The sequence below is a fragment of the Shinella sp. GW835-FHT14H05 genome (assembly GCF_058793575.1).
The window spans coordinates 1,168,909-1,195,354 of the sequence record NZ_JBXAFY010000001.1; the positions used below are offsets into that span (position 1 = coordinate 1,168,909).

At 63.6% G+C, this 26,446-nt stretch carries 25 protein-coding genes and 1 tRNA gene; 14 read left to right on the plus strand and 12 right to left on the minus strand.

Annotated features, from left to right (window positions below; genetic code table 11):
• Positions 1-239 precede the first annotated feature (239 nt).
• The 3 genes from AC1Q6Z_RS05740 (at position 240) to AC1Q6Z_RS05750 (ending at position 3,791) form a co-directional block, all read left to right on the plus strand.
• Positions 240-935: a TetR/AcrR family transcriptional regulator C-terminal domain-containing protein gene (locus AC1Q6Z_RS05740; RefSeq protein WP_492647018.1), complete on the plus strand. Its 696-nt coding sequence runs from the start codon at positions 240-242 to the stop codon at positions 933-935.
• 57 nt (positions 936-992) lie between these two features.
• Entirely contained in the window at positions 993-2,012 is a 1,020-nt protein-coding gene (gene ilvC / locus AC1Q6Z_RS05745; protein ID WP_256117012.1) for a ketol-acid reductoisomerase, read from the plus strand.
• Between the two features lie 555 nt (positions 2,013-2,567).
• Positions 2,568-3,791: an aminotransferase-like domain-containing protein gene (locus AC1Q6Z_RS05750; protein WP_492647019.1), complete on the plus strand. Its 1,224-nt coding sequence runs from the start codon at positions 2,568-2,570 to the stop codon at positions 3,789-3,791.
• A gap of 160 nt (positions 3,792-3,951) precedes the next feature.
• Here the strand turns inward: AC1Q6Z_RS05750 and AC1Q6Z_RS05755 are convergent, their stop codons facing one another.
• Positions 3,952-5,577: a M20/M25/M40 family metallo-hydrolase gene (locus tag AC1Q6Z_RS05755; protein WP_492647020.1), complete on the minus strand. Its 1,626-nt coding sequence runs from the start codon at positions 5,575-5,577 to the stop codon at positions 3,952-3,954.
• 136 nt (positions 5,578-5,713) lie between these two features.
• On the opposite strand from AC1Q6Z_RS05755, the gene AC1Q6Z_RS05760 reads away from it, so the two are divergent.
• Positions 5,714-6,130, plus strand: coding sequence for an Lrp/AsnC family transcriptional regulator (locus AC1Q6Z_RS05760; RefSeq protein WP_492647021.1), 417 nt, complete (start codon positions 5,714-5,716; stop codon positions 6,128-6,130).
• A 58-nt stretch (positions 6,131-6,188) separates the two neighbouring features.
• Here AC1Q6Z_RS05760 and AC1Q6Z_RS05765 read toward each other — a convergent pair whose 3' ends face one another.
• Positions 6,189-7,805, minus strand: a complete 1,617-nt coding sequence (locus AC1Q6Z_RS05765; RefSeq protein ID WP_492647022.1) for a hypothetical protein — start codon at positions 7,803-7,805, stop codon at positions 6,189-6,191.
• A 168-nt stretch (positions 7,806-7,973) separates the two neighbouring features.
• On the opposite strand from AC1Q6Z_RS05765, the gene AC1Q6Z_RS05770 reads away from it, so the two are divergent.
• The 3 genes from AC1Q6Z_RS05770 (at position 7,974) to AC1Q6Z_RS05780 (ending at position 10,271) form a co-directional block, all read left to right on the plus strand.
• Entirely contained in the window at positions 7,974-9,080 is a 1,107-nt protein-coding gene (locus tag AC1Q6Z_RS05770; RefSeq protein WP_492647023.1) for an endonuclease/exonuclease/phosphatase family protein, read from the plus strand.
• Between the two features lie 80 nt (positions 9,081-9,160).
• Positions 9,161-10,078 carry a PhzF family phenazine biosynthesis protein gene (locus AC1Q6Z_RS05775; protein ID WP_492647024.1) on the plus strand — a complete coding sequence of 306 codons (918 nt, stop codon included), beginning with the start codon at positions 9,161-9,163 and terminating at the stop codon, positions 10,076-10,078.
• Between the two features lie 117 nt (positions 10,079-10,195).
• Positions 10,196-10,271 (plus strand) — tRNA-Lys (locus AC1Q6Z_RS05780).
• Positions 10,272-10,379: 108 nt separating this feature from the next.
• Here the strand turns inward: AC1Q6Z_RS05780 and AC1Q6Z_RS05785 are convergent.
• Both AC1Q6Z_RS05785 and AC1Q6Z_RS05790 read right to left on the minus strand, forming a co-directional pair.
• Positions 10,380-10,706: a DUF3307 domain-containing protein gene (locus AC1Q6Z_RS05785; RefSeq protein WP_492647025.1), complete on the minus strand. Its 327-nt coding sequence runs from the start codon at positions 10,704-10,706 to the stop codon at positions 10,380-10,382.
• Between the two features lie 131 nt (positions 10,707-10,837).
• Positions 10,838-12,241, minus strand: a complete 1,404-nt coding sequence (locus AC1Q6Z_RS05790; RefSeq protein WP_492647026.1) for a M10 family metallopeptidase C-terminal domain-containing protein — start codon at positions 12,239-12,241, stop codon at positions 10,838-10,840.
• 117 nt (positions 12,242-12,358) lie between these two features.
• Here AC1Q6Z_RS05790 and AC1Q6Z_RS05795 point away from each other — a divergent pair, with 117 nt between their 5' ends.
• From AC1Q6Z_RS05795 to AC1Q6Z_RS05815, 5 genes are all read left to right on the plus strand, one after another.
• A complete protein-coding gene (locus tag AC1Q6Z_RS05795) occupies positions 12,359-12,916 on the plus strand; it encodes a DUF924 family protein (protein ID WP_492647027.1) in 558 nt (185 codons plus the stop codon).
• Positions 12,917-13,079: 163 nt separating this feature from the next.
• Complete coding sequence (locus AC1Q6Z_RS05800; protein WP_492647256.1) at positions 13,080-15,608, plus strand: mechanosensitive ion channel family protein; 2,529 nt, start codon at positions 13,080-13,082, stop codon at positions 15,606-15,608.
• Positions 15,609-15,740: 132 nt separating this feature from the next.
• Complete coding sequence (locus tag AC1Q6Z_RS05805) at positions 15,741-16,004, plus strand: hypothetical protein (RefSeq protein WP_492647028.1); 264 nt, start codon at positions 15,741-15,743, stop codon at positions 16,002-16,004.
• Between the two features lie 157 nt (positions 16,005-16,161).
• Complete coding sequence (locus tag AC1Q6Z_RS05810) at positions 16,162-16,989, plus strand: response regulator (RefSeq protein WP_256115443.1); 828 nt, start codon at positions 16,162-16,164, stop codon at positions 16,987-16,989.
• A 222-nt stretch (positions 16,990-17,211) separates the two neighbouring features.
• Positions 17,212-18,456: a GGDEF domain-containing response regulator gene (locus tag AC1Q6Z_RS05815; protein WP_439618982.1), complete on the plus strand. Its 1,245-nt coding sequence runs from the start codon at positions 17,212-17,214 to the stop codon at positions 18,454-18,456.
• A gap of 47 nt (positions 18,457-18,503) precedes the next feature.
• Here AC1Q6Z_RS05815 and AC1Q6Z_RS05820 read toward each other — a convergent pair whose 3' ends face one another.
• Complete coding sequence (locus AC1Q6Z_RS05820; RefSeq protein ID WP_256115445.1) at positions 18,504-19,511, minus strand: GlxA family transcriptional regulator; 1,008 nt, start codon at positions 19,509-19,511, stop codon at positions 18,504-18,506.
• A 299-nt stretch (positions 19,512-19,810) separates the two neighbouring features.
• Here AC1Q6Z_RS05820 and AC1Q6Z_RS05825 point away from each other — a divergent pair, with 299 nt between their 5' ends.
• Entirely contained in the window at positions 19,811-20,410 is a 600-nt protein-coding gene (locus AC1Q6Z_RS05825) for a GNAT family N-acetyltransferase (protein ID WP_492647029.1), read from the plus strand.
• Positions 20,411-20,498: 88 nt separating this feature from the next.
• Here the strand turns inward: AC1Q6Z_RS05825 and AC1Q6Z_RS05830 are convergent, their stop codons facing one another.
• Both AC1Q6Z_RS05830 and AC1Q6Z_RS05835 read right to left on the minus strand, forming a co-directional pair.
• On the minus strand, positions 20,499-20,696 hold the full coding sequence (locus AC1Q6Z_RS05830) for a hypothetical protein (RefSeq protein WP_256115448.1): 198 nt from the start codon (positions 20,694-20,696) through the stop codon (positions 20,499-20,501).
• A 106-nt stretch (positions 20,697-20,802) separates the two neighbouring features.
• Positions 20,803-21,021, minus strand: a complete 219-nt coding sequence (locus AC1Q6Z_RS05835) for a hypothetical protein (protein ID WP_256115449.1) — start codon at positions 21,019-21,021, stop codon at positions 20,803-20,805.
• 116 nt (positions 21,022-21,137) lie between these two features.
• Here AC1Q6Z_RS05835 and AC1Q6Z_RS05840 point away from each other — a divergent pair, with 116 nt between their 5' ends.
• The gene (locus tag AC1Q6Z_RS05840) at positions 21,138-22,055 is read left to right on the plus strand and encodes a LysR family transcriptional regulator (protein WP_256115450.1); all 918 of its coding nucleotides are present in this window, start codon (positions 21,138-21,140) and stop codon (positions 22,053-22,055) included.
• 36 nt (positions 22,056-22,091) lie between these two features.
• Here AC1Q6Z_RS05840 and AC1Q6Z_RS05845 read toward each other — a convergent pair whose 3' ends face one another.
• The 5 genes from AC1Q6Z_RS05845 to AC1Q6Z_RS05865 all read right to left on the minus strand — a co-directional run bounded on the left by AC1Q6Z_RS05845 (position 22,092) and on the right by AC1Q6Z_RS05865 (position 26,376).
• Positions 22,092-22,490: a hypothetical protein gene (locus AC1Q6Z_RS05845; RefSeq protein WP_492647030.1), complete on the minus strand. Its 399-nt coding sequence runs from the start codon at positions 22,488-22,490 to the stop codon at positions 22,092-22,094.
• A gap of 17 nt (positions 22,491-22,507) precedes the next feature.
• Positions 22,508-22,819 (minus strand): hypothetical protein, encoded by a 312-nt coding sequence (locus AC1Q6Z_RS05850; protein ID WP_439618977.1) that lies wholly within the window; start codon positions 22,817-22,819, stop codon positions 22,508-22,510.
• A gap of 163 nt (positions 22,820-22,982) precedes the next feature.
• Positions 22,983-25,055, minus strand: coding sequence for an ASKHA domain-containing protein (locus AC1Q6Z_RS05855; protein ID WP_492647031.1), 2,073 nt, complete (start codon positions 25,053-25,055; stop codon positions 22,983-22,985).
• Between the two features lie 33 nt (positions 25,056-25,088).
• Complete coding sequence (locus AC1Q6Z_RS05860; RefSeq protein WP_492647257.1) at positions 25,089-25,412, minus strand: hypothetical protein; 324 nt, start codon at positions 25,410-25,412, stop codon at positions 25,089-25,091.
• 1 nt (position 25,413) lies between these two features.
• Complete coding sequence (locus AC1Q6Z_RS05865; protein WP_435266988.1) at positions 25,414-26,376, minus strand: methyltetrahydrofolate cobalamin methyltransferase; 963 nt, start codon at positions 26,374-26,376, stop codon at positions 25,414-25,416.
• Positions 26,377-26,446: the final 70 nt, after the last annotated feature.

A 26,446-nucleotide genomic window follows, 5' to 3' on the forward strand; every position in this document is an offset into this window, starting at 1 on the left:
CAATCGGAAACGTCTTGGGAAGCAAAAAATTTTGTGCGCGGTGTGGTGCCTGAACGATTTGGAAGGACTTCTGTTTCAAATCAGCGACATAGCGGAATAAAAATTTCTTCGTCGTTGTGCATTGCAGCGATTATTGCGTGGTGCAGCAGGTCTTGGAAGCAGGATTTGACCCTGCAAATCACCCGCTTTCCCTCCCTTGCAAGAAGGTTGTTGACCGGGCCGGCGGAGATCGCTAGAAGATGCCGAACCGTACGGTACGGTACGCAAAAATTCGACAGGGGATCATCGTGCATTTCGTGGAGCAGGGCAGAGCGGGCGCAGCCGCCGCGGGACTGACGGAACGTCAGGGCGCGGTGCTGGAGCGTGCGCTCGGCCTGCTGGTCGAAGGCGGCGAGCGGGCGCTGACGACGGCCGGCGTGGCGCGCGCGGCGAATTGCTCGAAGGAAAGCCTCTACAAGTGGTTCGGCGACCGCGACGGGCTGATCTCCGCGATGATCACCTACCAGGCCGGCAAGGTGCGCACCGTCGAGGTGAGCGCCGGCGCGCTGACGGCGGAGACGCTGCGCAAGCATCTCTTCGCCTTTGCCTGCGACCTGATCGACGTGCTTTCGGGCGATGTGTCGCTGGCGCTGAACCGCCTCGCCATCGGCCAGGCGAGCCGCGAGGGCGCCGGGCTCGGCCGCCTGTTGCAGGAGCGCGGCCGCCGGCAGATCGGCAAACGCGCCGCAGCGCTGCTCGAAGCCGGCCGCAAGGCAAAGCTGCTTGCCTTCGACAGTGCAGACGAGGCATACGGCACGCTCTACGGCTTGATCGTCTCCGACATGCATCTGCGCATGCTGCTCGGGGAAGATGCCGGGGCATTGAAAAAGGAATTCTCGCCGCGGGCGGAGAAGGCGGTGGATGCCTTCCTGACGCTCTACGGCGCGAAAGGGTAAGACCGGCCGGACGAACCGCCGGTTCAATTTAACAGACAGCAAGGGAAGGAAACATCGATGCGCGTCTATTACGATCGTGATGCCGATCTCAACCTCATCAAGGCGAAGAATGTCGTCATCGTCGGCTACGGCTCCCAGGGCCGCGCCCACGCCCTCAACCTCAAGGATTCCGGCGCCAAGAACGTCGTGATCGCGCTCAAGGCAGGTTCGCCGACCGTCAAGAAGGCCGAAGCCGATGGCTTCAAGGTCATGACCGTCGCCGACGCCGCCAAGTGGGGCGACCTCCTGATGATGGCGACGCCGGACGAGCTCCAGGCCGACATCTACAAGGCCGACATCGCCGGCAACATCCGCGACGGCGCTGCCATCGCCTTCGCGCACGGCCTCAATGTGCATTTCGGCCTCATCGAGCCGAAGTCCTCGGTCGACGTCGTCATGATCGCGCCGAAGGGCCCGGGCCACACGGTTCGCGGCGAATACCAGAAGGGCGGCGGCGTTCCCTGCCTCGTTGCCGTTCACCAGAACGCTTCGGGCAACGCGCTTGACCTCGCGCTCTCCTACGCCTGCGGCGTCGGCGGCGGTCGTTCGGGCATCATCGAGACCAACTTCAAGGAAGAGTGCGAAACCGACCTCTTCGGCGAACAGGTCGTTCTGTGCGGCGGTCTCGTCGAACTCATCCGCGCCGGTTTCGAAACGCTGGTCGAAGGCGGCTATGCGCCTGAAATGGCCTATTTCGAGTGCCTGCACGAAGTGAAGCTGATCGTCGACCTGATCTATGAAGGCGGCATCGCCAACATGAACTACTCGATCTCCAACACTGCCGAGTGGGGCGAATACGTCTCCGGCCCGCGCATCATCACCGCCGAAACCAAGGCCGAGATGAAGCGCGTCCTGACGGACATCCAGACCGGCAAGTTCACCTCCGAGTGGATGCAGGAATGGAAGGCCGGTGGCGCACGCTTCAAGGGCATCCGCCGCAACAACGACTCGCACCAGATCGAAGAAGTCGGCGCGAAGCTGCGCGGCATGATGCCGTGGATCGGCAAGAACAAGCTCGTCGACAAGGCGGTCAACTAAGCGGCTTGCCGATCCCCGTTCTTTGCTTGCATGCCTGCGGCAATGCGGTGATCGGCAAGAACAAGCTGGTCGACAAGGCCGTCAACTAAGCGCATCTGCCCCTTCCGGGCATACAAGGCCGGGCGGTTTTCCGCCCGGTTTTTTATTTCAGTAAAGCTGAAATAATGCAGTGCATCCTTCTAGCGCAGTGCGGTGCAGCAAGTAAAAAACTTGCCTAAGCGGCCGAACAGGAACAAAATACAGTAGTGTTTCGTTCCGCTGTCAGGAGGATAGTGCGATGACCACGATTATCCAATACTTCGCTTGGTTCGATCTCTTGATCCTGGGCAGTATAGCCACGCTGGTGCTGCTCAGCCTCTACAGCGACCGGGCGACCTGAGCGCGTCCGGCGCGTGAAGAGGCAGCCGGGGTGACGCCGCTCCGGCGAGATTAAATCCGCACGAAACCTCGGTCGAGTGCGCATGTCTTCTTGGTGCGAATATTTAGGTCAGCATTATTGACATAAAAACGGCGCCGTGATGAGGTGCGTTCAAACAACAGACCGAGGAAACCCCTATGTTCAAATGGGAACAGGCCTTCGCGACGCGTGCGTCGCGCATGAAGGCGTCCGAAATCCGTGAGCTGCTGAAACTGCTCGAACGGCCCGACATCATCTCGTTCGCTGGCGGCATTCCGGATCCGGCGCTGTTCCCGAAGGAAGCCTTCTCCGCCGCCTATACGGACGTGCTCTCGGGCGAGGGGGCTGCGGCCGGCCTGCAATATTCCGTCAGCGAAGGCTACAAGCCGCTGCGCGACTGGCTTGCCGGCGAGATGGGCAAGCTCGGCATTCCCTGTTCGGCCGACAATGTCTTCATCGTCTCCGGCTCGCAGCAGGGCCTCGACTATCTCGGAAAGCTCTTCCTGTCGCCGAACGACACGGCGCTCGTCACCTGGCCGACCTATCTCGGCGCGCTCCAGGCCTTCAATGCCTATGAGCCGACCTATGACCGGCTGAACCTTTCCGGCAACCGCACGCCGGACGCCTATCGTGCGACGGCGGCGGACGCGGGCGGGCGGGTGAAATTCGCCTATCTCTCCGCCGACTTCGCCAACCCGACCGGCGAAACGGTCGACCGTGCCGGCCGCGAGAAGCTGCTGACGCTCGCCGAAGAGCTGGATATCCCGATCATCGAGGACGCCGCCTATCAGTCGCTGCGCTACGACGGCGAGGCCGTGCCGCCGATCCTGGCGCTGGAAATCGCCGCCAAGGGCGATATCGACGCCGCCCGCACCATCTATTGCGGCAGCTTTTCCAAGACTCTGGCTCCGGGCCTGCGCGTCGGCTACATCGTCGCGGCGGCGCCCGTCATCCGCAAGCTCGTCTTGATGAAGCAGGCGGCGGACCTGCATTCCTCGACCATCAACCAGATGGCGATCGCCCATGTCGCCGAGCGCGGTTTCGACGCCCAGGTCGAAAAGATCCGTGCCGCCTACAGCGTGCGCCGCAACGCCATGCTGGCCGCCCTTCAGAAATACATGCCGGAAGGTGTCAGCTGGACCAAGCCCGAGGGCGGCATGTTCGTTTGGGTCACGCTGCCGGCCGGCATGGATGGCGCGGCGCTGCTCGCCCGTTCCATCGAGACCGAAAAGGTCGCCTTCGTGCCGGGCCAGGCGTTCCACGCCGACGGCAGCGGCGCCAACACGCTGCGCCTCAGCTTCTCCTGCGCCGACGCTGCGACGATCGAAGAAGGCATCTCCCGCCTCGGCCGCCTGCTTGGCAAGGAACGCTTGGCTGCCTGATTGGCGTATTGGTTGGCCCCTCACCCTAACCCTCTCCCCGCAAGCGGGGAGAGGGGACGTGCCCCGGAAACGGTCATTGGTTGAGGAAGCCGGCGCGGCATATTCCTTCGCCCCGCTTGCGGGGAGAAGGTGGCGGCAGCCGGATGAGGGGCCAATTCGCCTACTCGGCGAAGCAGGCCACAGCCGATTCGAAGACCAGATCCGGCAGCACTTCGAACGTGTAGGGGGCGTGCACGCGCTCCCATTTCTGATGATAATCGCGGCCCCACGGTCCGATATTGACCGTGGGGAAGGAGAGCAGGCCCTCCGGCGCATGGTCGGTGAAGGCTGCCGATGGCGTGTTTGTGGCGAGCAAGCCGGTTTCGCCCGCTTCCGGCCGGTGGCCGAAGAAGCTCATGTCGGAAATGCCCGCGAAGATCTGCTTGAACTTGATCGACGTGTTATGTCGCTTGGCGGCCTCGGCCATCACGCGCTGTAGCCGCTCCTGCATCTGCCGTCCGGCCTTGGCCTGCGCCAGATGCACCAGCGGATAGTGCAGGCTGCCGAAGCCGATGATCACGGCTGGGCCTTCGACGCCTGCTTCGGTCGCCGCCGCCGCGACGATCTCGCGGCTGACTTTCAGGGGATCCGTGCCGCCCGAAAGCGAGCGGTCGAGCGCCTCCAGCCGCGCAAGGGCCGCGGCATCGAGCCGGGCGAGCAGCTCCGCGTAGGTGAGCACCGTGCCCTGCGTTTTCGCCGCATCGCGCTTGCGGTAGCGGGCGGTGTGGGCCTCCTGGGTGTCGAGCGCAGTTTGCAGCGCGCCGGCGACGATGGTGCGGAAATCGCCGAGGATGGTGCTGGCGCTGCGGCTGTGCGTCAGCCAGTTGAAGGAGAGCCAGACGCGGTCCGGTGTCGTCACGTCATAGCCGTCGCGGATATCGCGCGCTTCCAGGCAGACGGGCGGCGGGGAGCGCTCGCCGAACGCCTCGTCGCTGAGTTCCGGCACCGTATCCATGGCGCGGGTGATCTCGGCGCTGATGCGGTGGGCGCTGGTGCCGTTGAAGGGATAACCGGCATGGGTCGGCCGGCCGATGACGAAGGCGAAGGGGGCGAATTTGCCGATCGAGCCGAGATAGACCGCGCGGCCTTCTTCGCCGTCGCGCTCGCAACTCGACGCGTCGAGATTGATGCCGCCGACAATGTCGAGGTCGAAGCGGCGGGCGATCTCCGGCAGCGCGTTGCGCAGGCTCCGCATGCCGCGCGAGCGGTTTTCCTCGTCCGGCGTCGCGACGAAGAGAAGGTTGCCCTCCGGCGCCTCCAGCCCGGCAAAACGTTCCAGCACCGCGATGCCCGCCGCAAGGCCGCTTTTCATGTCGAGCAAGCCGCGCCCGGCAATGAAGTCGCCGCTCTCGAAATCTTTCAGCGCCTTAGTCTCCGCGGTGTTCAGTGGCCGGCTGCGCAGTTCCTTCAGCAGCGCTTGCGTCAGCGGTTCCGGATCGCAGGCGAGCGGCGCGAGCGTGCCGTAATTGGCGATGGAGACGGTGTCGAAATGGCCGGCCAGCACGATCGTCCTGCGCCCACTGCCGCGCACCAGCGCCACGACATTCTCGGTCATCGGCTCGCCATGGCTGTCAACGGTGAAGAGCCGGTCGGGGTGCTGGCGGAAATAGGGCGTTTCGGCCAGATGCGCCCGGAGTTTTTCGGAGAAGCTCGCCTCGTCCGGCGATCCCGTCACGCTCGGCCAGCGGGTCATCAGCAGGGAGAGTTCGCGGGCACGTCGAGCGGAGATTTCATTCGTGGGGGACATGGGCCTGCCGAAAGCGGTTGCGTTGAGGGAAGCGCAAGGCTAGCCAAGGACGATGGCAAGCGAAACGGCAATTTTTTGGAAAAATTGCAGGGTGGATTGCCATTTCGTCATCACAAACTGACATTTCGGCAAGGCCATGGACACGATCGACCGGAAACTTCTCGCCTTGCTGCGCAAGGACGGCCGCGCTTCACTCTCAGCCCTTGCGGCGGAGTTGAAGGTCTCGCGCGGCACGGTACAGAACCGCATCGAGCGCCTGACGCGCGACGGCGTCATCGCCGGCTTTTCCGTGCGCGTGACGGAGGCCGACGACCCGCATGCCGTGCGCGCCATCACGATGATCGAGATCACCGGCCAGAAGACGCTCGCCGCCATCCAGACCCTGCGCGGCATTCCGGAGGTGCGGGCGCTGCACACGACGAACGGCGCCTGGGACCTCGTCGCGGAAATCCATACGGAAAACCTCATGGAATTCGAGCGGGTGCTGCGCGGCATCCGCGCCATGGATGGCGTCTCGAAATCCGAAACCAGCCTGCTGCTCACCACGCTCTAAGGCTTTTGATTTGCGCATACGCCTTTCTTCAAATCGTTCCGATTTGAAGGGACATGCGCTAAGGCATCACGATATCGATTTCATCGCCTGTCGAGGAATAGGTGACGCGGCCGCCTTTCCAGCCGTCCGGGCTTTCCAGCCGGATTTCGAGCGTCACCTTGCCATCCGGCGAGGGCACCATGAAGCTGCCGTCGGGCGACATCAACTGGCCGATCGAGAAGGTATAGCGCGAGAGCGGCATTTCCGAGCCGACCTGAAGCCGCGAGAAGGTCCGCGCCGTCAGTTCGTTGAGCTTGGCCGCGGAGAAGAAGGCGATGTCGCTCATGCGGAAAAGCCGTTCCGGCCGGAATTCCGAATCCCAGGGCATCATCATGCTCGATGCCGTGACGCCGCGGTCGTTGACATTGTAGTCGCGCATGGTGCCGGGCGTATCCGGGACTTCGGCGAGGATACGCATCGAATCCCTGCTGACGCTGATTTCGGCAAAGCGGGCGTTCTTGCCGAATTGCTCGGCCATGACGCCCAGCGTCTTCTCGGTCATGTCCGGATCGAGCCAGTTGCGCTTCGGCTTGCGGGCATCGGGCAGGTTGGCGACGCGCACCGTGCCGTCGGTCGTCACTTCCACGGTTCCGCTGGCGGTGAACAGCGTCATTTCCCCCGGCTCGCCGAGATCCGTGAAATGCACCACCCAGCGCAGTTCCGGTTTGCCCGGTCCGTCGGTGGAGAGCTTCAGCATCATGTAGCTCATCGTCGACTTGTCGTTCTGCCAGGCTTCCTTCGCCTTGTCGCGGATCATGGCAAGCCGCGACAGATCGACATCGGCGAGCGAAAAGCCGGGGAGCGCTGACGTGCCGGGGAACATCGGCGAGGTGATGGGCGAGCGTGAGACGCCGGAAATATCCCAGGAATAACCGACCGTGGTTTCCGCCATGCTCGGGTGGTCGGCCTTTACCTGCACGGATTTCGGATAGACCGTGAGATCGCGGATGATCGGCTTGCTGCCGATGACGGAGGTGAGGCTTTCCAGCGCCTGCTCCTTCGGCCAGTCGTCGTCCTTGAAGAAATCCATCAGGCGCGCGCGGGCGGTGTTGGAAAGGTCGCCGCCGATGATCGTACCCTCGGCATCCGCATAAACGGTGGCGCTTTCGCGCGGAGAGGCGACGTAGATCGTCCAGCGGATCGGGCCGTAGGAGGGCGTCGGCAGCAGGTTCACGCGCTTGGAGATCTCGATCGACTGCACCGTGCCGCCGCCTTCGAGCCGGGCATAGCCGATGGCGCGGGTGGCGATCTGGTCGACCTTTGCCAGCGGGATCGCATCCAGCGGGAAGAGGCCGCTCGTTATATCGGCCACCATGGCCGGCGCGGACCGCGCCGCGGGGCCGCTGACGACTTCTGATTCGAAGAAGAGCAGGCGGGTCGCCTGGCGCACCCGCCATTCGTCCACGTCGCCCGCTTTCGCGCCGCGCAGGATGAGGTTCACTTCCTTCTCGGTGATGCGGATCGTGTGCGCTTCCGGCGTCCTGCCGAGCGCTTCGCTGACGCGGCCCGCGGCCCGCGCGGCTTCGCCCGGGCTGGTAATGTAGCTTTCGGCGGCGCGGGCGGGCATGCAGGCGAGGAAGCTCAAGGCCAGCCATGCCGCCAGAAACGCCCGCCATCTACCGGATAAAAATCCCATGAGCGATCCCTCCGCCCGCCTCGGAACACGTATCATCCGTGGTGGGTAACGGCATGGCAAGCCGGTTTATTCCGGTCGCGGCGGCGTGCATGGCGAAAAGGCGCTTTCCATTGCCAGTCAGCCGGTTACACTCCGCCTGCCCATACGCATTCCTGCCGAAAGTGCCCCATGTCGCTGCGCCTCGCCACGTTCAACATCGAAAACCTCATGACCCGTTTCGATTTCACGGGTTTTCGCAACCAGGTTCGCCAGGATCGCGTGCTGCGCCTCTTCGACATCCGCAACGAGGCGGAATACCAGCGGCTGGAGGAAGCTCGCGCCATCGCGTATACGGATGACGCCCGCCAGCATTCGGCGCTCGCCATTGCGGATGCCGATGCCGATATCCTCTGCCTGCAGGAGACCGACAACATGGCGGCGCTGCAGGCCTTCGAATATGGCTATCTCTTCCGCATGGTCGGCAACGGTTACCGCCAGAAATACCTGATCGAGGGCAATGACAGCCGTGGCATCGACGTCTCGGTGCTGATGCGCGAGGAGACGCGCGACGGCCAGCGCATCGAATGCGTCGACATCCGCAGCCATGCCGCGGTCACCTATCGCGACTTCGATCTCTTTACACCGGATCTCGGACAAGGCCTCAAGGCCGACGACAGGGTCTTCAAGCGCGATTGCCTGGAGATGGACCTGCGCATCGGCGGGCGGCCGCTGACGCTCTATATCGTGCATTTCAAGTCGATGGGGCCGGGGCGCGAAGGCATGGACGGCCGCCAGTCGACCATGCCGGTGCGCACCGCCGAGGCGCGCGCGGTGCGCCGGATCATCGAGAACCGTTTCGGCGTCGGCCGCACAGCGAACAAGGCTTTCGCCATCTGCGGCGACATGAACGACTACCAGGAGAAGCTGGCGATCGAGGGCGACCGGCGCACCGGCTATCGCTTCGTGCCGCAGGAGGAGGCGGCGAGCGCGCTCGACGTCTTCAGCGCGGATGGATTTGCGGTCAACCCGATGCTGCGCCGGCCGGTCGACGACCGCTGGACGCTCTACCACAGCCGCGGGCCGGAGGAGCGCCATCTCTGCCAGCTCGACTATATCTGGCTGTCGCCCTCGCTTGCCGAGCGCAACACCCATCAGGTGCCGGAGATCATCCGCGCCGGCCAGCCGTTCCGCACGATCTTTCCGCCGGGGCAGGAGGTGGAGCGCTATCCGCGTGTCGGCTGGGACCGGCCGAAGGCGTCGGACCATTGCCCCGTCGTGATGAGCCTGGATCTCTAATACGTCGGCGGTTTCATTTCCGCTTGCCCGCGGAGGACCGCTCGGGCAGGTTTAGGCAAAAGCTGAATACGGAGAATACCTTGTCCCGTCGCTATGCCATCTATGACGTCTTCACCGACACACGGCTCGCCGGCAATCCGTTGGCCGTCGTCTTCGATGCCGATGGTCTCGACGACGGCACGATGCAGCGCATCGCCCGCGAGTTCAATCTCTCCGAAACGGTCTTCGTGAAGCGGCCGGAAAACCCGGCGCATACCGCGCGCCTGCGCATCTTCACGCCGGGCCGCGAACTGCCCTTCGCCGGCCACCCCACGGTGGGAGCGGCGATTGCGATCGCCGAAGCGGCCGAGGACGCCGCCACGCAGCCGCGCGACCTGGTGAGCATGCTGGAGGAGAATGTCGGCCCGGTGCGCTGTGCGGTGAAGCTCGGCGTGCGCGAGGCCGCCTTTGCCGAATTCGACGTGCCGCGCAAATCGGCGCGCCTGGAGGCGACCTTTGACCGGCAGGCGCTGGCGGATGCCTTCAGCCTGAAACCCGGCCAGGTCGGCTTCGAGAACCACGTGCCCTCGCTGTGGAGTGCCGGCGTCGCCTTCGTGATGATCCCGGTGCACGACGTTGCGGCCGCGGCCGCGGTAGAGTTCGACCCGACGCTCTGGGAGCGCTGCGCGCCTTTCGCAGAAGGCCGGCTCGCCTCCGCCTATCTCTATTGCCGTGGCGGCGTGAACCACAATGCGCGTTTCCACACCCGCATGTTCGCGCCCGACATGGGTATTTCCGAGGACCCGGCGACCGGCGCTGCGGTCGCAGCGCTCTCCGGCGCCATCCATTTCTTCGACAAGCTGGTGGATGGCCACCACCCGTTCCTGATCGAGCAGGGCGTCGAAATGGGCCGGCCGTCCTCGATCCACCTGCATCTCGATATTTCGGGCGGCGCGATCGCCCGGGCGCGCATCGGCGGACAGGCCGTGCGGCTTGCTGCGGGAATGCTGGATTTGTGACGGTTATTTTGCGCTGCGAAAGAAATTCGCCCCGGAAAGCATCTTTTTTCGGGGCGGGTATAGACAAGCCCGGAGAACGCCATTATACGCCCCTCCAGACCGCACAAACGGTCTTGTGGGTGATTAGCTCAGTTGGTAGAGCAGCTGACTCTTAATCAGCGGGTCCACGGTTCGAGCCCGTGATCACCCACCAAATACAACTACTTAGCGGTTTTCTACCAACCCGCATTTTACACTAGACACTGGATTTTACAGTTTCATTTCCGGTTCGCTGCGCGCCAGTCGACTTGGCGTTTCCGCGTCAGGTTTTCAGGATGTTGAAGCTTGCGGCCAGCCATAGAAGCTTGCACAGGAGATGCAGCGCCTGATCCTGGGCAAAGCTGATCTTTCCCTTCGTTTTGCCTTCGTCGATCACGGCGTGCAGCACCCACTCGGCAAGCGCGAGGACGGAGCTTTTTGTGATGAGCAGCACCATGGTGGCGTGGATGCCGGCATGCGCGATCAGGTGATAGACGCGCAGCGGACCCTCGATCTTCGCCTTGACCAGGAAGTCCGGTTGCAGGGGGTAGTCGGCCAGCCAGTGCGCGCCGCACAAAAGAAGCCCCATCGTCAGAATGTCATGGATCATCGAATGAACGGTGCCGGTTGCGCGTTATCGTCATGCCGCCGAAAACTGGGTTCCGTGCAATCGGCGAGGCGAACCGCTGTTCTATTAAACCGACCGTAACGGGCTGTTCCCTGGGGAACAGCCGCGCGCGCCTAGAGCAGGAAGTCTCCCTTGCTAAGCGCCAGCTTGCCGTCCAGCTCCAGGCGGAAGTCGGCCGCCTTGTCGCCGTCGATGTCGCCCTCGACCACGGTGATGGCCTTGCCGCTGCTTGTCGTCGTGTACCAGCGCAGGTCGCCGGCATCGCCAGTAAAGGCTTTCGCCTTGGCGAGAAGGGTGAAGCTGTGGCCGGTCTCGGAGCCGTTGGCGTCGATGGCGGAGAGGTCGATGCGGTCGCGGCCGGGTTCGAAATCCGTGATGCGGTCGCGCGTTCCGGCGGCTAGGCCAATGTCGCCGGCGCTGCGGAAGACGAAGGTGTCGGCGCCGCTGCCGCCGGTCAGGATGTCGGCGCCGGTGCCGCCGTCGAGCCAGTCGTTGCCCGCGCCACCGTTGAGCCTGTCCTTGCCAGCAAGCCCGATGAGGGCGTCGTTGCCGCCGCCGCCGGACAGCGTGTTGGCGTGGGACGAACCGATGAGGAAATCCGCGTCGTTCCCGGTCGAATCATGGGCCGTGCCGTCGCCGGAGAGGGTGCGGGTGATGGCGGAGGCGACCTGGAGCTCTTCCAGCGCCATCCCCTTGCTGATGCCGTAGGCGGCCTTCAGGCGGGCTATGGCCGGGGCATATTCCTCGAAGATCGCATCGATGCCGGCAAAACCCTTGATGCGGCCGGCATCGTCGGCGTCGAAGCGGCTTTCGTAGGACAGGATTTTTTCGCGGTGCGCGGTGTACATCAGGCCTGCATCCAGCGCCTCCGCCGTCGTCGCCGTGCCTTCCTTGGCAAAGAGCTTGAAATGTTCGGCCTCGACGTAACGCCGGTTGGCGATGCCGGCATGGCCGCTGCCGTTGGAATTGTAGCGGATTTCGTACCAGGCCTCCGCCCGGTCGCCGACGAGGATGGCGGCCTTCAGCTTCGGGCCGAGCAGCGAAGGCGCGTTATAGGCCATGCTGAACAGCACGGCGCGTTCCGTGGAATTCGGGATGCCGGAGAGCCATTTGTCGATGACCGCCTCGTAGCGGGGCGAGATGGCGGTGAGGGCGGCCTGGATCTGCGTGTCGGACGTGAAGCCGAAGGTTTTTGGCATGCTCGGGTCGCGCGTGGCGTTCCACTCGGCCATCACCTTGTCGAGCCGGCTGTTGAGCAGCGTGGTCTCGCCCTTGGCATAGGTGTCGTCGATGACCGTCTTCAGCCGCGCTTGCAGCGTCGCGTTCCAGCCGCTGCCGGCGATCGCCCTCAGCACGGGTTCGAGATTGTAGCGCAGGTTGAAGCCGATGCCGATCGTCGGCGCGGGATCGGCCGCGGTGTCGAGATAGGCGCGGCGCGTCGAGCCCTCCAGGTTGAGCAGCAGGTCGAAACCGGTCTTGCGATAGGCGGACGTCGACAGTCCGGTGAATTTCAGCATGGCATGTCCCTCGATCGCGGAGAGCCTAGCGCAGGCGGGGTAAAGCTTTGCTAACGTCCCCCTTGCAACCCGGTCGCACCCCGCCATATTGCGGCTCATGCGAATGGAGGGAGCGGCATGAGTGAGGACAGGATCAGGACACCGGAAGAGGTCGTCACCTATTGGTGCGAGACGCTGACGGCCAGGGACTGGTGGCAGCCGACGCCCGAACTCGATGCCCGAATCCGCCAGCAATTCGCGGCGACGCATTTCGCCCTGTCGCGGGACGTCACGCCGGAATGGCGCGCAAGCCCCGAGGCGCGGCTTGCCGCGATCATCGTGCTCGACCAGTTCCCCCGCAACATGTACCGCGCGTCGCCCATGGCCTTCGCGACGGACTGGATTGCGCGGCGCGAGGCGCGCCTGGCGCTGGACGCAGGCGCCGACAAGCTGGTCGATTACGGCCGGCGCCATTTCTTCTACATGCCGCTCGAACATTCCGAGGATTTTGCCGACCAGGAGCTTTCGGTCGCGCTATTCGAGGCGCATGACGATGAAATGTATCTTGGTTATGCCCAGCGGCATCGCGACGTCATCGTCGACTACGGCCGTTTCCCGCATCGCAACGTCTTTCTCGGCCGGGTTTCGACGCCGAAAGAGCAGGCCTATCTCGCCGAACCGGGCGCCGGATTTTAGAGCATTTCCGGTTCACCGGAAATGCTCTAATCCTTTTGTCTTTACCGCATTGTCCGACGCCGAAGCGATGCCGCTTCGGCTGGAAATGCTCTAGCCGGGCGGCGATGCCGGTTTAAAATGGCCGCATTCATGGCTAGAAGGGGTGCGGAATCGCATGTTTGCGATGCGTCGTCGTCTGTCTCTGTTCAACGAGGATGGCCTGTTGCCGATCTTCCGCCTTCTGCCCGTCCTTCTGGTCCTTCTTCTCGTCGCGGCTCCGCCCGTCCGGGCGCAGACGGCGGCCGTGCCGGCCACAGCCGACGTCACCCAGCTCGAACAGGCCAACAGTGACCTCGACCGCGCGAGCGGCCAGCTCAATGCCATCCGCGAGCGCGTGGAGCGCGACAAGGACGACGATGCGCGCCTCGTCGATCTGAAGGTCGAGGCGGAGGCGCTGAACCGGACGATCCTGTCCATTTCGGTCGCGACACGGCCGCGGCTGGAGGCCATCAAGGCGCGCCAGACCGAGCTCGGCGACCCACCGGCGGACGGTGCGCCGGCCGAGGCCGCCGTCGTCGTCGAGGAACGCAAGAAGCTTGCCACGGAGCGCAACGAGATCAACGCGCTGACGGGCGAGGCGGAAAACCTCTCGATCGAGGCGACGAAGCTTTCCAATCGCATCACGGAAATCCGCCGCCGGCTCTTCAGCGATGCCATCCTGAAACGGACCGAGATCAACACGGAGCTCTTCACCGAGGCCTCTGGCGCGCTTGTCGAAGAGACGCAGGCGCTGAACCGCACGGTGGCTGCCTGGCTGCAATTCGTCTGGAAGTTCAAGCGCATGCAGCTTCTGGGCGCAGTCGGCCTGTCGCTGCTGGCGGCCCTCGTGCTTCACATGGGCAGCTACCGCCTCTTCGCGCCGTTCATCACGCGTGGCGTCCAGGAGGCGAAGCCGCATTATATCACGCGCCTGTCCGTCGCCTTCTGGTCGACCATCCTGCCCACCATGGCGGCGGCGGCCTTTGCGGGCGCCAGCTATTTCTTCCTCGACACATTCAACGTGCTGCGCGCCGATATCGCGCCGATCGTCACGGTCGCACTCGGCGTGATGGTGGCGATCTATTTCGTCGCGCAATTGGCCAATGCGGTCCTGTCGCCGGTCGACGGGCATTGGCGGCTGGTGCGGGTGTCCGATCGCGGTGCGCAGCTTCTGTGGCTGCTGATCTTCGGCATGTCGATCATCAACGGCGGCGACTATTTCCTCGGCACGATCAGTGAAGTGCTGGGCTCGCCGGTGGTGCTGACGGTGGTGAAGAGCTTCATCGCCTCGATCATCATCGGCGCGCTGCTCGTCGTCACCGCCTTCATCAAGCCGGTGCTGCGCCAGGGCGAAAAGCCGGATACGCAAGGGCGTCCCTGGCCGCGCTCGGTGTTCATCCTGCTGGTGCTGACGGGGCTCGGCCTCGTCTTCGCGTCGCTGCTCGGTTATGTCGGCATGGCGCGCTTCATCGCCACGCAGATCGTCGTCACTGGCGCCGTCGTGGTGACCATGTATATCGGCTTCCTCTCCGGCCGCGCCGTCTCGGCACCCAACGCCTTTGCGGAAACCACGGTCGGCAAGCGGCTGGAGGAGCGTTTCGGTCTCGGCCAGGTCGCGCTCGACCAGGTCGGGCTTGCGGCGGGGCTCGGCGTCTATCTCTTGATCTTCGTCTGCTTCGTGCCGCTGATCCTGCTGCAATGGGGTTTCCAGGTCGCCGATATCGAATCCTGGGCCTACCGCATCTTCACCGAGATCCGCATCGGCAGCATCACCATTTCGCTGGTCGGCATCCTCGCGGGCATCCTGCTCTTTGCCGCCGGCCTCGTCATCACGCGCTGGTTCCAGAAATGGGTGGACGGCAACGTGCTGGCGCGCAGCCAAGTGGATGCGGGGGTGCGCAATTCCGTGCGCACGGCGGTGGGCTATGCAGGCGTGGCGCTTGCCGGCCTCGTCGGCATATCCGCGGCGGGCATCAACCTTTCCAGCCTCGCGCTCGTCGCCGGTGCCCTCTCGCTCGGTATCGGTTTCGGCCTGCAGAACATCGTGTCGAACTTCGTCTCTGGCCTCATCCTGCTCGCCGAGCGGCCCTTCAAGGTGGGCGACTGGGTGGTGGCGGGCACGACGGAAGGCTTCGTGCGCCGCATCTCCGTGCGCGCCACCGAGATCGAGACCTTCCAGCGCCAGACGGTGATCGTGCCGAATTCCCTGCTGATCAACGGCCAGGTCGGCAACTGGACGCACCGAAACAAGCTCGGCCGCGTCGACCTGGCGATCAGCGTGCACGGCAGCAACGATCCGCGCCAGGTGCAGGAGATGCTGGTCGAGGTCGTGCGCGGGCAGCAGGGCCTCTTGCGCAATCCCGAGCCGATGGTCGTCTTCCTGGCCTTCTCGGCCTCGTCGCTGGATTTCGAGATCCGCGCCTTCCTCGCCGATATTCTGAACGGCACGACCGTGAAATCGGAACTCCGAGCCGCCATCCTCGAACGGTTCCGCCAAGACGAGATCGCCATTGGCGGGCCGGCGGCGCCGGAAGTGCCGGTGAAGATTTCGCCGGAAGGGGCGGAGCTCATCTCCGCGCTTCTCGACCAGGCGACGGAAAAACTGCGCCCGCCGACCACCAGCCGGCGGCGCAAGTCGGCCGACGGGGCGCCCGAAGCCGACCCTGCCGCCTGATTTGCGGCACATGAACGCCGCATTCACGCTCCATTCAGCCGTCCCCGCATAAAACGTGATGCAAATCCGATCGAGGAACGATAGTGTTCCTCAGGGCTTGCAAGAGGGGCGGCGCTCAGGCGCCGGGCGAAGATGAAGCGAATGATCATGATGCTGCTGGTGTCGGTCGCGATGTCCGCCCCGGCCATGGCTGCCTCCGTCACCAACAAGGACGGCGATACCCAGGTTCTCGTCATCGTCGAGGACGGCAGCCGCATGGAGGTCGCGCTGGAGCCCGGTTCCACCGAGACGATCTGCCCCTCCGGCTGTTTCGTCACCCTGCCGAACGGCGACCGCATCGCGCTCAACGGCAGCGAGGAAGTCGAAATCCAGGGCGGCGCTGCTTCGGTCAAGTAAGTTTCTGGTGAGGATTTGTAACGGCGCGGAAGAACAACCGCGCCGTTGTTCTTTGCACGCGCCTACCGCGTTTTCATGCCTTCTAAATTTAACGCTTTCGCAAAGGGTTGCCGTTACCCATTAAGCTGGGGAAACATCTTTTCAACGAAGGCAGATCATGGCGTTTATCGGCATTTCCGGAATGCAGTATTCCGGCGCGTCTCTCTCGCATCACCGTATTCTTGTTGCCGAGGACTCGAATGTCTTCACCTCCATGATTTCGAAGCGGCTGAAAGAGCTTTTCGACCTCAATGTCGAGATCTGCCGGAGTTTCGAGGAGCTGGAACTTGCCTATGACAAGTCCAGCGACAAGATCACGCTGGCGATTTCCAACATCAACCTGCCGGGCGCCGAGAATGGCGAGGCGTTGAACTATCTTGTCGACCTCAGTATTCCGACGATCGTCTTCACCGGAACCTTCCAGCAGACGACGCGCGACCAGCTGCTCTCCAAAGAAATCGTCGACTATATCCTGAAGGACAACATCTTCGCGGTCGACATGCTGGCGGAATCGGTCTGCCGCTTTTTGACCAACCACCAGCACCATGTCCTGATCGTCGATGACAGCGCGACGGCGCGCGCTTTGCTCACGACCCGCCTCAAGCGCTACAATTTCCGCGTCAGCGTTGCGGAGAACGGCAGGAGCGCGCTGGAACTCCTCAAGGCCAACCCCGATATCGCGCTGATGATCACCGACTACAACATGCCTGATATCGACGGTTTCGAGCTGACGCGGCGCATTCGCGGCACCGTGGGATCGCACCAGTTGCGCATCATCGGCGTCTCGTCCTCTACGGACCGGCTGCTCTCGGCGCGCTTCCTCAAGGCGGGTGGCAACGACTTCATCATGCGGCCCTTCATCGATGAGGAATTCTACTGCCGCGTTAACCAGAACCTCGATACGCTGACCCAGATCAGGACGGCGCAGCGACGGCTTTCTGCCTGACTTTTCAGCGATTTTCACGATCCACCCGGATATGTCCCTTACGTAACGTGAGATATTTCTCGGCGGATTAACCACTTGGTAAAACCGGTGGTTTGTAATGCGTGCCAGACGGGAACATCATCGAGGGTACTGGAAGACGTGGGAGTGGATTCAAATCCGCAACGAGGGCCTGCATTTCTGCGCCACTCCGGCCAGCAGGTTTTGCTCGTGGAAGACTCTCGCATGTTCTCCACCGCCCTCAAGTATCGGCTGGAGAAGGAACTCGGCCTTATCGTCACCCATTGTTCCAGCATGGCGGCGGTCCGGGCGATCTTCCAGTCCGACGCGGCGGAATTCGCGCTTGCCGTTCTCGACCTCAACCTGCCGGATGCGCCGAACTGCGAGGCGCTCGATTATGTGATCTCCAAGGGCATCGCGCCTCTGGTCTTCACCGGCTCCTTCAGCGATGCCACCCGCGACCAGATCCTTGCCAAGAACGTGCTCGACTATGTCGTCAAGGACAATCCGGCGGCGATCCAACAGCTCGTGCTCGCCGTCGACCGGATTCTCACGAGCGGCAAGACCCAGGTGCTTGTCGTCGATTCGGACCCGGAGAGCCTGCAGCGCCAGGTGAGCCTGATCGCCAAGCAGCGCTTCCAGATCATCGCTGTCGAAAGCGGCGCCGCCGCTCTCGACGCGCTGGATGCGCATGGCGGCATAGACATGGTGGTCTGCGATCTGGCCCTTGCCGACATGGACGGCTTTGCGCTGCTCGAAGAAATTCGTCAGCGCCACGGCGACGATGCCGTGCGCGTCGTCGGCCTTTCGACCTCGGAAGACCGCATGGTCGCGGCCCGTTTCCTGCGCGCCGGCGGCGACGAATATATCCAGAAGCCCTTCCTCGTCGAGGAGTTCAACAGCCGAATCTTCCACGTCGCGGCGATCCAGAAGCGCGTGCAGTCGCTGCACCGTATCGCGGCGCGGGATTATCTCACCGATATCTACAACCGCCGCTACTTTTTCGAGGCCGGCCCGCGGCTTGTCGACCAGGCGGTGCGCCGTGGCGATCCCATGTCGATCGCCATTCTCGATATCGACCATTTCAAGCGCCTGAACGATACCTACGGCCACGAGGTCGGCGACGTCGTGCTGAAGGCGATCTCCCGGCGGCTGAAGCACCGGGTCAACGACAAGCACCTGCTCGCGCGCCTCGGTGGCGAGGAATTCGGCATCATCTTCAACGGTCTCTCGCTGGATGAGGCACTCGACTATTGCGAGCGGCTGCGCAGCGAACTGGCCGCCCAGCCGATCGATGCGGACGGCGAGGCGCTGACCGTCACGGTCTCCGTCGGCCTTGCGGTCATTGCCGGCCGGGAAACCTTCGACAATTACCTGAATGCCGCCGACCAGTTCCTCTACATGGCCAAACATGCCGGCCGGAACCGGGTCTTCTCCGAGCTTTCGCTGATGAGCGCGCTCGCGAGCTAAAAAAATCCCCGCCACAGGGACGGGGACTTTCATTTCCTGAAGTTTGATCAGCGCGCGATGGCCGAGAGCGTCAGCTTGCGCTCGGCGCGCTCCTGCTGGGGCGAGCGGTTGTAGAGTTCGCGGTAGCACTTGGAAAAGTGCGAGGCGGAGACGAAGCCGCAGGCGACGGCCACTTCCACGACGGGCATGGAAGACTGGACGAGCAGGTGGCGCGCCCGGTCGAGCCGGATTTCGAGATAGTAGCGGGCGGGCGAGCGGCCCATTTCCTGGCGGAACAGCCGTTCGATCTGGCGGCGCGAGAGGTCGGCGCCATCGGCGATCTCCAAGAGCGACAGCGGCTCGGAGAGGTTGCCTTCCATAAGCTCGATGATCGACAGCACCTTTGCGTTCTGAACGCCGAGGCGGGCGCGCAGCGGCAGGCGCTGGCGGTCATGCGGGCCGCGCACGCGGTCGGTCAGCGCCTGTTCGCAGACGCGGTTGACGAGGTTTTCGCCGAAATCCTGGTCGATCAGGTTCAGCATCATGTCGAGCGAGGCGGTGCCGCCGGCGCAGGTATAGATGTTGCTGTCGATTTCGTAGAGATCGGCATAGACGTCGGCCTGCGGGAAGGCTTCGGCGAAGCCGGGCAGGTTCTCCCAGTGGATGGCGCAGCGTTTTCCCGAGAGCAGGCCGGCCTGGGCGAGCACATGGGCGCCGGTACAGAGCGAGCCAACCGCGATGCCGCGGTTATAGACTTCGCGCAGCCAGGCATTGACCGACTTGTTGGAAAAATCCTCGACATAGATGCCGGAACAGACCAGCACCATGGACGGGCGGTTCTCGCCGCCGAGATATTTGCGCTCGTCGGCAAGCGAGGAATTCACCTCGATGCCGATGCCGCTGGAGGAGAGCACCTGCTGGCCGTCCGTCGAGGAGAGGCGCCAGGTATAGGCCTCGTAACCGAGCATGCGGTTGGCGATGCGGAGCGTCTCGATTGCCGCCGAGAAGGGCAGCATGGAGAAGTTGGGCACGAGGAAGAAAACGAGGGAGCGCTTCTTGACGTTCTGCTTGTTCATCGGAGTGTCCATGCTGGGGGCGGAATGTCGCAATGGTCGCAGGGAGAGTGGCGGCGATGCTAGCATTTTTGCGACACTGAAAAGGATGGTTACGACTGAAACAGGCCGCGCATCACTGGAATGTCAGTGCCTTCCGGCGGAATTATGACATTTCCTTCGCACTTGCACATTTGCGACCCGGCCGAAAGCATTGTCCGATTGCGACAGGCGGTTTTTGCTGCATGAAATCCGGCCGTTCCGGTTTGACAAGCGGGCGCGCTCCGGCCACATACGATTGCGGATTTGCGAGGGAATAATCGATGCTGCCAGACGGATATTCGGATGTACCGGCGGGAAAACTTGCCGCCGTGGTGACCTGCCTCGAAATGCGGGCGCCGCCGGCGCGGCGCGACGATCCCGAGCAGCCCGGCATCACGCTTGACCGCATGGCGACGCCCGATCTGGCTTGGTATCGCGACCTCTATGCCCGCATCGGCACGGAATGGCTCTGGGCCTCACGCCTCGCCATGGCGGATGCCGATCTCGCGGCGGTTCTTCATCATCCCGATGTCGAGGTCTACGGCGTGATGAAAGAGGGCCGGGCCGAGGGGCTGCTGGAACTCGATTTTCGCGAGGAGGGGGTCTGCGAGCTCGCCTTCTTCGGCCTGACGCCGACGACGATCGGCGGGGGCACGGGCCGCTGGCTGATGAACCGGGCGATCGCGCGCGCCTGGTCGCGGGAGGCGTTGCAGCGCTTCTGGGTGCACACCTGCACGCTCGATTCGCCGCAGGCGCTGAATTTCTACATCCGCTCGGGCTTCAAGCCGGTGAAGCGGCAGGTCGAGGTCTTCGACGATCCGCGGCTGGCGGGCATCCTGCCGGAGACCGCGGCACCTGTGGTGCCGATCATCCGGGCATAAATGAAAACCGCCGGAGAGACTTTTGAAGGTCAGCTCCGGCGGTTTTTGGCGTCGTCTTCTTTCGGCGGTGCGCCGCAACAGTCATTCATCATCGCGTGTTCTTCGAACGGAAGCCGATGTCCTTGCGCAGGTCGTAAGGCATGCTTTCCAGTTCGCGTTCGGCGCGGTGACGCTCCCAGGCGGAGACGATCCGTTCGGCGATGTGGCGTAGGGTATAAGACAGGCTGCCGGCGTGATGGGCGCCAGAGGCGCGCCGTACCGGGCGATGTTCCAATGCAAGTGCCATTTCAGGGTTCCTTTCGAGCTTGGGAGGTTTCGAAAGGTCGCGACCTTGATCGTGACTATGTCGCAACCTTATGCATCAATCAAACGAATATATTTGATTGGATAGATCAGCGTTCTTCATGTTTGATGATGCCGGGCCAGTTGATGTCCTGCTGCAGGTAGTCCGGCAGCTGGGCGAGTTCGTCGGCCGTGTGGCGTGCAACGTTGCGCCGGCGGCGGGCTTCGATGGCGTCGCCTACGAAGCGCCGTATTGCATAGTAGAATCCGTTTCCGCGGGCACGAACGGCGAGATCGGCGCCGTCAGCGTACGATTTCTGCGTTTTCATGGCGTTTTTCCTTCTGTTCTCCGTTCTGATAGGTTGACTATCCGCCCGTCTCGGTTTTCAATCAAACGAAATGAAGTGACGTTATGCTTCAGAAATTCTGATCCATGGAGGCAAGCATGAACCTGCTGATGCGCCAGACGCTCCCCCTCTTGGAGCTCGATATTCTCAAGACCTTCGTGGCGATCGCCGAGACCGGCAACTTCACCACCGCCGCCGAGACAGTGCATCGCACGCCGTCCGCCGTCTCCATGCAGATCAAGAAGCTGGAAGAACTGCTCGGCTGCTCGCTGTTCCGGCGCGATGCGCGCTCGGTCGTGCTGACGCATCACGGCGAGGTGCTGCTGTCCTATGCGCGCCGGCTGATCGCGCTCAGCAACGAGGCGGTGTCGCGCTTCATGATGCCGGAGATGAACGGCGTCGTGCGGCTGGGCGCGCCTGACGATGTGGGCGAGCTCATCCTGCCGGAAGTGTTGAAGCGTTTTGCCGAGACCTATCCGTCGATCGCGGTCAATGTGTCGATCGAGACGAGCGGCCGCCTGCGCCGGGCCGTCGCCGAGCGCCGGCTCGACCTCGCGATTTTCAACGCCACCGACGGCACGATCCCGATCCCCGGCGAAATCCTCCTGAAGGAACAGCTCGTCTGGGCCGGCAAAAGCTGCGGCAACGCGCATCTGAAGAACCCGCTGCCGGTGTCGGTCTGGGAGGAGGGCTGCATCTGGCGCGAGCGGGCGCTCGAAGAACTGAGCCGTTCGGGCCGCGATTTCCGCGTGGCCTATTTCTGCGCCCACCATATGGGGCAGCGCGCGGCGATCCGCGCCGATCTTGCCGTGGCCCCGCTGGCGCGCTTCCTCGTCGGTGACGACATGGTGGCGCTCAGCCCGAAGGACGGCCTGCCGGACCTCGGCCATTACCTTATCGGCCTCGTCGTCAACGAGGAAGCCGACACGCCGGCTTTGGCCGTGGCGGACTATATCCGCGCCGCCTTCGCCCGCATCGAGCGCCGCCCGATGGAGATTCTGCAGGTCGCCTGCTGAGGATTGGCGGGCCGGGCGTGAGCCCGGCCTTGCCCGTTATTCGTAGGTATAGGACGCGCACATGTCCGCGTCGCTCTGCGGCACGTCCTGCGTCGAGAAGACCGCCACCGTCGTGGTGTCGGCGTCGCCCCAGGAGGCGACATAGGTGACGGGCTCGCCGCACAGGCGGTTGCCGTTCAGCAGCACCGGATCCTTCGGCTCGGAGACGCTGTAGACCGAGCCATTCACCGTCCCTCCGCCCACCACGAACGTATCGCTGACAAGCTCGTCGAACACGATCTGCTTGCCGTTTTCGAAGATGATGCCGAAGTCGTCGAACTCGATGTCGCCGGTGATCGCCATCGCCGTCTTGCTGATCGCCGCATAGGTGTCGGCAAGGGCGGGTGAGGTGATGGCGAACGAAAGGGCGAGGGCGAGAATGCGGGCGCGGTTCATCAAAATATCTTTCAATATCAGTAGCGGCGGCAGCTAAGCGTGCGGTCGCTTTCAGAGGAGGAGAAGTCGAGCGTGTCAGCCGTGATGCCGGACAGATAGATATAGACCTCGTCCGACAGGAAGAGCGAGTAGGAGCCGTCCGTTCCCTCCTGTACCTCCTGGACGTTATAGGTGTCGTCGCCGATGCTGTAGGTCGTCGAGGTGAAGACGAAGGGCGCGCCGTCGCATTCCCATTCGCCGGTGAAGGGATAGTCCTCCTGGGCGCGTGCCGTCAGGCCGCTGGTGGAAAGAAGCATCAGGGTGAGCGCTGCAAGGCGGGCAAAAAGCATGGCGGGACTTTCTTGAGCGGGAGGGGAGCAGAGGGGCGCGCGGATCGCTGCACCATCAACGCGCCACGACCCCATCCTATTCTCCCACCATGCCGATAAACCGCAGAAAACAAAACGGAATTTTTTGGAGGTGGTTTATCCGTGTGGTAACTGCGGCCGCCCCTTACTCGCGGCTGCGCCGCCTGCGGCGTCCGCCACCGTCGCCGCCGCCATCGTCGGCAGGCGCTTTGCGCTCCGGCAGCGTCACGACCTTGGCGAGTTCTGGGAAGGGATCGACCTTGTTCGGCAGCGCCATGGCATTGACGAAGAGCTGCTGGAAATTCGGCTCCAGCGCGGTCTCGATCTTCTCGATGCGATTGACGGTCTGCTCGATCTCGCGGCGGTGGTCGCGGTTGAGCAGCGCCATCAGCGCGCCGGTGCCCGCGGCATTGCCGACCGCCTTAACCTCGTTGAGGTCGCAATCCGGAATGAGGCCGAGCACCATGGCGTATTTCGGATCGATAAAGGAGCCGAAGGCGCCGGCGAAGCGGATCGTGTCGACATGGTCGACGCCCTGCTTTTCCATGAGCAGCTTGATGCCGGCATAAAGCGCGGACTTGGCGAGCTGGATGGCGCGGATGTCGTTCTGCGTCACCGTGATGCGCTGCTCGCCGTCATGCAGCAGGTAGGAGAAGGTACGGCCGTTCTGGAGGATGCGCGGGCTGCGCTCCGCCATCGCGCCATCGACCACGCCGTCTTCCGAGATCAGGCCGGAGAGATACATTTCGGCCACGACCTCGATGATCGCCGAGCCGCAGATGCCGGTGACGCCGACGCTCGCGGCGGCTTCCGCAAAACCCTCTTCGTCCGACCATTTTTCCACGCCGATGACGCGGAATTTCGGCTCCAGTGTCAGCGGATCGATGCGCACGCGCTCGATGGCGCCGGGGGCGGCGCGCTGGCCGGAGGAGATTTCGGCGCCTTCGAAGGCAGGCCCCGTCGGCGACGATGCGGCGACGACGCGCTGGCGGTTGCCGAGCACGATTTCCGCATTGGTGCCGACGTCGACGAGCAGCATCATGCGATCCTGCCGGTAGGGGCCTTCGGCCAGCGTCGCGCCCGCTGCATCCGCGCCAACATGGCCGGCGATGCAGGGCAGCGTGTAGAGCCGGGCGCCGCGGTTGACGTCGATCTCCAGCTCATGCGCCCAGTATTGCAGGGCGCCCGAGACGGCGAGTGCGAAGGGCGCCTGGCCAAGTTCCGTCGGGTCGATGCCGAGGAACAGGTGGTGCATGATGGGGTTGGCGACAAAAACCATGTCGAGGATGTCGTGCCGGTCGACCTCGCCCTCGGCGCAGACCTTGCCGATCAGCCCGTTGACAGCCTCGCGCACGGCTTTGGTCATGGCTTCCCGGCCATCCGGGTTCATCATGACGTAGGAGACGCGGCTCATCAGGTCTTCGCCGAAGCGGATCTGCGGGTTAGACGTGCCGGAGGACGCGACGATGCGGCCGGACAGCAGCGAGACGAGATGCATGGCTATGGTCGTCGAGCCGATGTCGCAGGCGACGCCGTAGGCCTCGTTCTTGAGGCCCGGCCACAGGCCGACGATAAAGGGGCGCGATGAATCCATGTCGCGATGGATGGCGGCGGTGACGCCCCAGTTGCCCTTGCGCAGGATAGACTGGACCTGCGGAATGAGGTGCGGCGCGATCAGGAGATCCTTCCAGCCCCAGTCCTTTTCGAGCATGACCTTGAGGCGGTCGAGATCGCCGAGCGGCTTGTGCATGTCGGGCTCGTCGACCTCGACATAACAAAGCTGGATGGCGGCATTGCGCTCGATAACGCGGTCCGACGCGGCCTTGCGCACGACCTGCGCGTTGATCACCGTGTCCTGCGGCACGTCGACGACCAGATCGCCGAGGATCTGGGCGGAGCAGGAGAGGCGGCGGCCTTCCGGCAGGCCGCGGATCTTCTCGTAGCGCTCTTCCTTCGGCCCTTTTTCGGAAATGTGGTCCAGCGAAGAGACGATCTTGTGCTTGGCGAAATTGCCTTCCTGCACCTCGATCTGACAGCGCCCGCAGGTCGCCCGCCCGCCGCACACGCTCTCGACATAGACGCCGAGTTTGCGCGCGGCTTCGAGCACGGGCGTGCCGACCGGGAAACGGCCGCGTTTGCCCGAGGGCATGAAGAGGACCAGCGGTTCTTTTGCCGAAGCTTCGGTCATGTTGGTCTCGGTCTCACCTTCGTAGCGCATCAGTCGTACTTTCCTGTGGGCAAAAAATGCCCGTCAGCGTTTCTTGGCGGCAAGGCGCTTTACGTTGCGCCGCACCCGCTTGCCATAGGGTTTTATCGCGGCCTCGGAGACGGCGCGGGCCGTGGCGGAGGGCGACGCGGCCGTCATCATGGCCTTTGCAACAGCAAAATTGGCCGCCACGACGCTCTCCGCCGTGGCAGCCATCTTTTCGGTGACCATCTTGGTCATTTCCGCGGTGTTCTGCGTCGATCCCGTCAGTGCCGCAAAGCCCATCTCGTGGCAGCGCATGGCGATGACGAGCGGCGCCTCCAGCCAGAGGCTGAAGGCATCACGACGAAACTGGCGCCCGCCCGTCATCCTATTCACGCACCGCGCCGGCACCGGCGCGGGCTGCACGACCGCCGCGGCGGCCACCGGCGGCCGGGCCCGAAGCGGCGGCAGCCACTGCGCCGCCTTCGGCCGGCTTGTGGTCGCGGTAGGTCATGATCCAGTTGGTGCAGTTCGGGTCGGTGCCATTAAGCACGTTGGCGGCGCGCACGGCTTCCATCTCCTGCGGGCGGCAGGGGTTCATGATGGCCGACGTCATGCCGGCGCCGATGACCATCGGGATGAAGCCGGCATTGATGCCGTGGCGATGCGGCAGGCCGAAGGAGATGTTGGAAAGGCCGCAGGTCGTGTTGACCTTCAGTTCGTTGCGCAGGCGATAGAGCAGCTGGAAGACCTGGCGGCCGGCATCGCCCAGCGCGCCGATCGGCATGACGAGCGGGTCGACGACGATGTCATGCGGCTTGATGCCGTGATCCATGGCGCGCTCGACGATCTTCTTGGCGACGGCGAAGCGCACGTCCGGGTCCATGGAGATGCCGGTCTCGTCGTTCGAGATGGCGACGACCGGCACGTCGTATTTCTTGACGAGCGGCAGGATGGCTTCGAGCTTTTCTTCCTCGCCGGTGACGGAGTTCACCAGCGGGCGGCCCTTGGCGACCTTCAATGCCGCCTCGATCGCGGCCGTGACGGAGCTGTCGATCGCGAGCGGGATGTCGACGAGGCCCTGGACGATCTCCAGCGTCTGGACCAGCAGGCCCGGCTCGGTTTCGTTCGGGTTGACGGAGGTGACGCCCGCATTGATATCGAGCATGGTGGCGCCCGCGGCGACCTGTTCCAGCGCATCCTTGATGACCGTCTCGAAATTGCCGGCGGCCATTTCCGCGGCCAGCTTCTTGCGGCCGGTCGGGTTGATGCGTTCGCCGATGACGCAGAAGGGCTGGTCGAAACCGATGATGATTTCGCGGGTGGCCGAGGCGACGATGGTGCGTGTCATATAGGATCCTCTGGGGCAGGGCGCTCGACCACGTCTAGCGCGCGATTTTTCGTGTTACAAGCGTGCCGGC

Excerpts from the sequence above, each read along its gene's own strand:
- AC1Q6Z_RS05740 (WP_492647018.1), top strand. The coding sequence starts at position 240 with ATGCCGAACCGTACGGTACGGTACGCAAAAATTCGACAGGGGATCATC.
- ilvC (WP_256117012.1), top strand. The coding sequence starts at position 993 with ATGCGCGTCTATTACGATCGTGATGCCGATCTCAACCTCATCAAGGCG.
- AC1Q6Z_RS05750 (WP_492647019.1), top strand. The coding sequence starts at position 2,568 with ATGTTCAAATGGGAACAGGCCTTCGCGACGCGTGCGTCGCGCATGAAG.
- AC1Q6Z_RS05755 (WP_492647020.1), bottom strand. The coding sequence starts at position 5,577 with ATGTCCCCCACGAATGAAATCTCCGCTCGACGTGCCCGCGAACTCTCC.
- AC1Q6Z_RS05760 (WP_492647021.1), top strand. The coding sequence starts at position 5,714 with ATGGACACGATCGACCGGAAACTTCTCGCCTTGCTGCGCAAGGACGGC.
- AC1Q6Z_RS05765 (WP_492647022.1), bottom strand. The coding sequence starts at position 7,805 with ATGGGATTTTTATCCGGTAGATGGCGGGCGTTTCTGGCGGCATGGCTG.
- AC1Q6Z_RS05770 (WP_492647023.1), top strand. The coding sequence starts at position 7,974 with ATGTCGCTGCGCCTCGCCACGTTCAACATCGAAAACCTCATGACCCGT.
- AC1Q6Z_RS05785 (WP_492647025.1), bottom strand. The coding sequence starts at position 10,706 with ATGATCCATGACATTCTGACGATGGGGCTTCTTTTGTGCGGCGCGCAC.
- AC1Q6Z_RS05790 (WP_492647026.1), bottom strand. The coding sequence starts at position 12,241 with ATGCTGAAATTCACCGGACTGTCGACGTCCGCCTATCGCAAGACCGGT.
- AC1Q6Z_RS05795 (WP_492647027.1), top strand. The coding sequence starts at position 12,359 with ATGAGTGAGGACAGGATCAGGACACCGGAAGAGGTCGTCACCTATTGG.
- AC1Q6Z_RS05800 (WP_492647256.1), top strand. The coding sequence starts at position 13,080 with ATGCGTCGTCGTCTGTCTCTGTTCAACGAGGATGGCCTGTTGCCGATC.
- AC1Q6Z_RS05805 (WP_492647028.1), top strand. The coding sequence starts at position 15,741 with ATGAAGCGAATGATCATGATGCTGCTGGTGTCGGTCGCGATGTCCGCC.
- AC1Q6Z_RS05810 (WP_256115443.1), top strand. The coding sequence starts at position 16,162 with ATGGCGTTTATCGGCATTTCCGGAATGCAGTATTCCGGCGCGTCTCTC.
- AC1Q6Z_RS05815 (WP_439618982.1), top strand. The coding sequence starts at position 17,212 with ATGTTCTCCACCGCCCTCAAGTATCGGCTGGAGAAGGAACTCGGCCTT.
- AC1Q6Z_RS05820 (WP_256115445.1), bottom strand. The coding sequence starts at position 19,511 with ATGAACAAGCAGAACGTCAAGAAGCGCTCCCTCGTTTTCTTCCTCGTG.
- AC1Q6Z_RS05825 (WP_492647029.1), top strand. The coding sequence starts at position 19,811 with ATGCTGCCAGACGGATATTCGGATGTACCGGCGGGAAAACTTGCCGCC.
- AC1Q6Z_RS05830 (WP_256115448.1), bottom strand. The coding sequence starts at position 20,696 with ATGGCACTTGCATTGGAACATCGCCCGGTACGGCGCGCCTCTGGCGCC.
- AC1Q6Z_RS05835 (WP_256115449.1), bottom strand. The coding sequence starts at position 21,021 with ATGAAAACGCAGAAATCGTACGCTGACGGCGCCGATCTCGCCGTTCGT.
- AC1Q6Z_RS05840 (WP_256115450.1), top strand. The coding sequence starts at position 21,138 with ATGAACCTGCTGATGCGCCAGACGCTCCCCCTCTTGGAGCTCGATATT.
- AC1Q6Z_RS05845 (WP_492647030.1), bottom strand. The coding sequence starts at position 22,490 with ATGAACCGCGCCCGCATTCTCGCCCTCGCCCTTTCGTTCGCCATCACC.
- AC1Q6Z_RS05850 (WP_439618977.1), bottom strand. The coding sequence starts at position 22,819 with ATGCTTTTTGCCCGCCTTGCAGCGCTCACCCTGATGCTTCTTTCCACC.
- AC1Q6Z_RS05855 (WP_492647031.1), bottom strand. The coding sequence starts at position 25,055 with ATGCGCTACGAAGGTGAGACCGAGACCAACATGACCGAAGCTTCGGCA.
- AC1Q6Z_RS05860 (WP_492647257.1), bottom strand. The coding sequence starts at position 25,412 with ATGACGGGCGGGCGCCAGTTTCGTCGTGATGCCTTCAGCCTCTGGCTG.
- AC1Q6Z_RS05865 (WP_435266988.1), bottom strand. The coding sequence starts at position 26,376 with ATGACACGCACCATCGTCGCCTCGGCCACCCGCGAAATCATCATCGGT.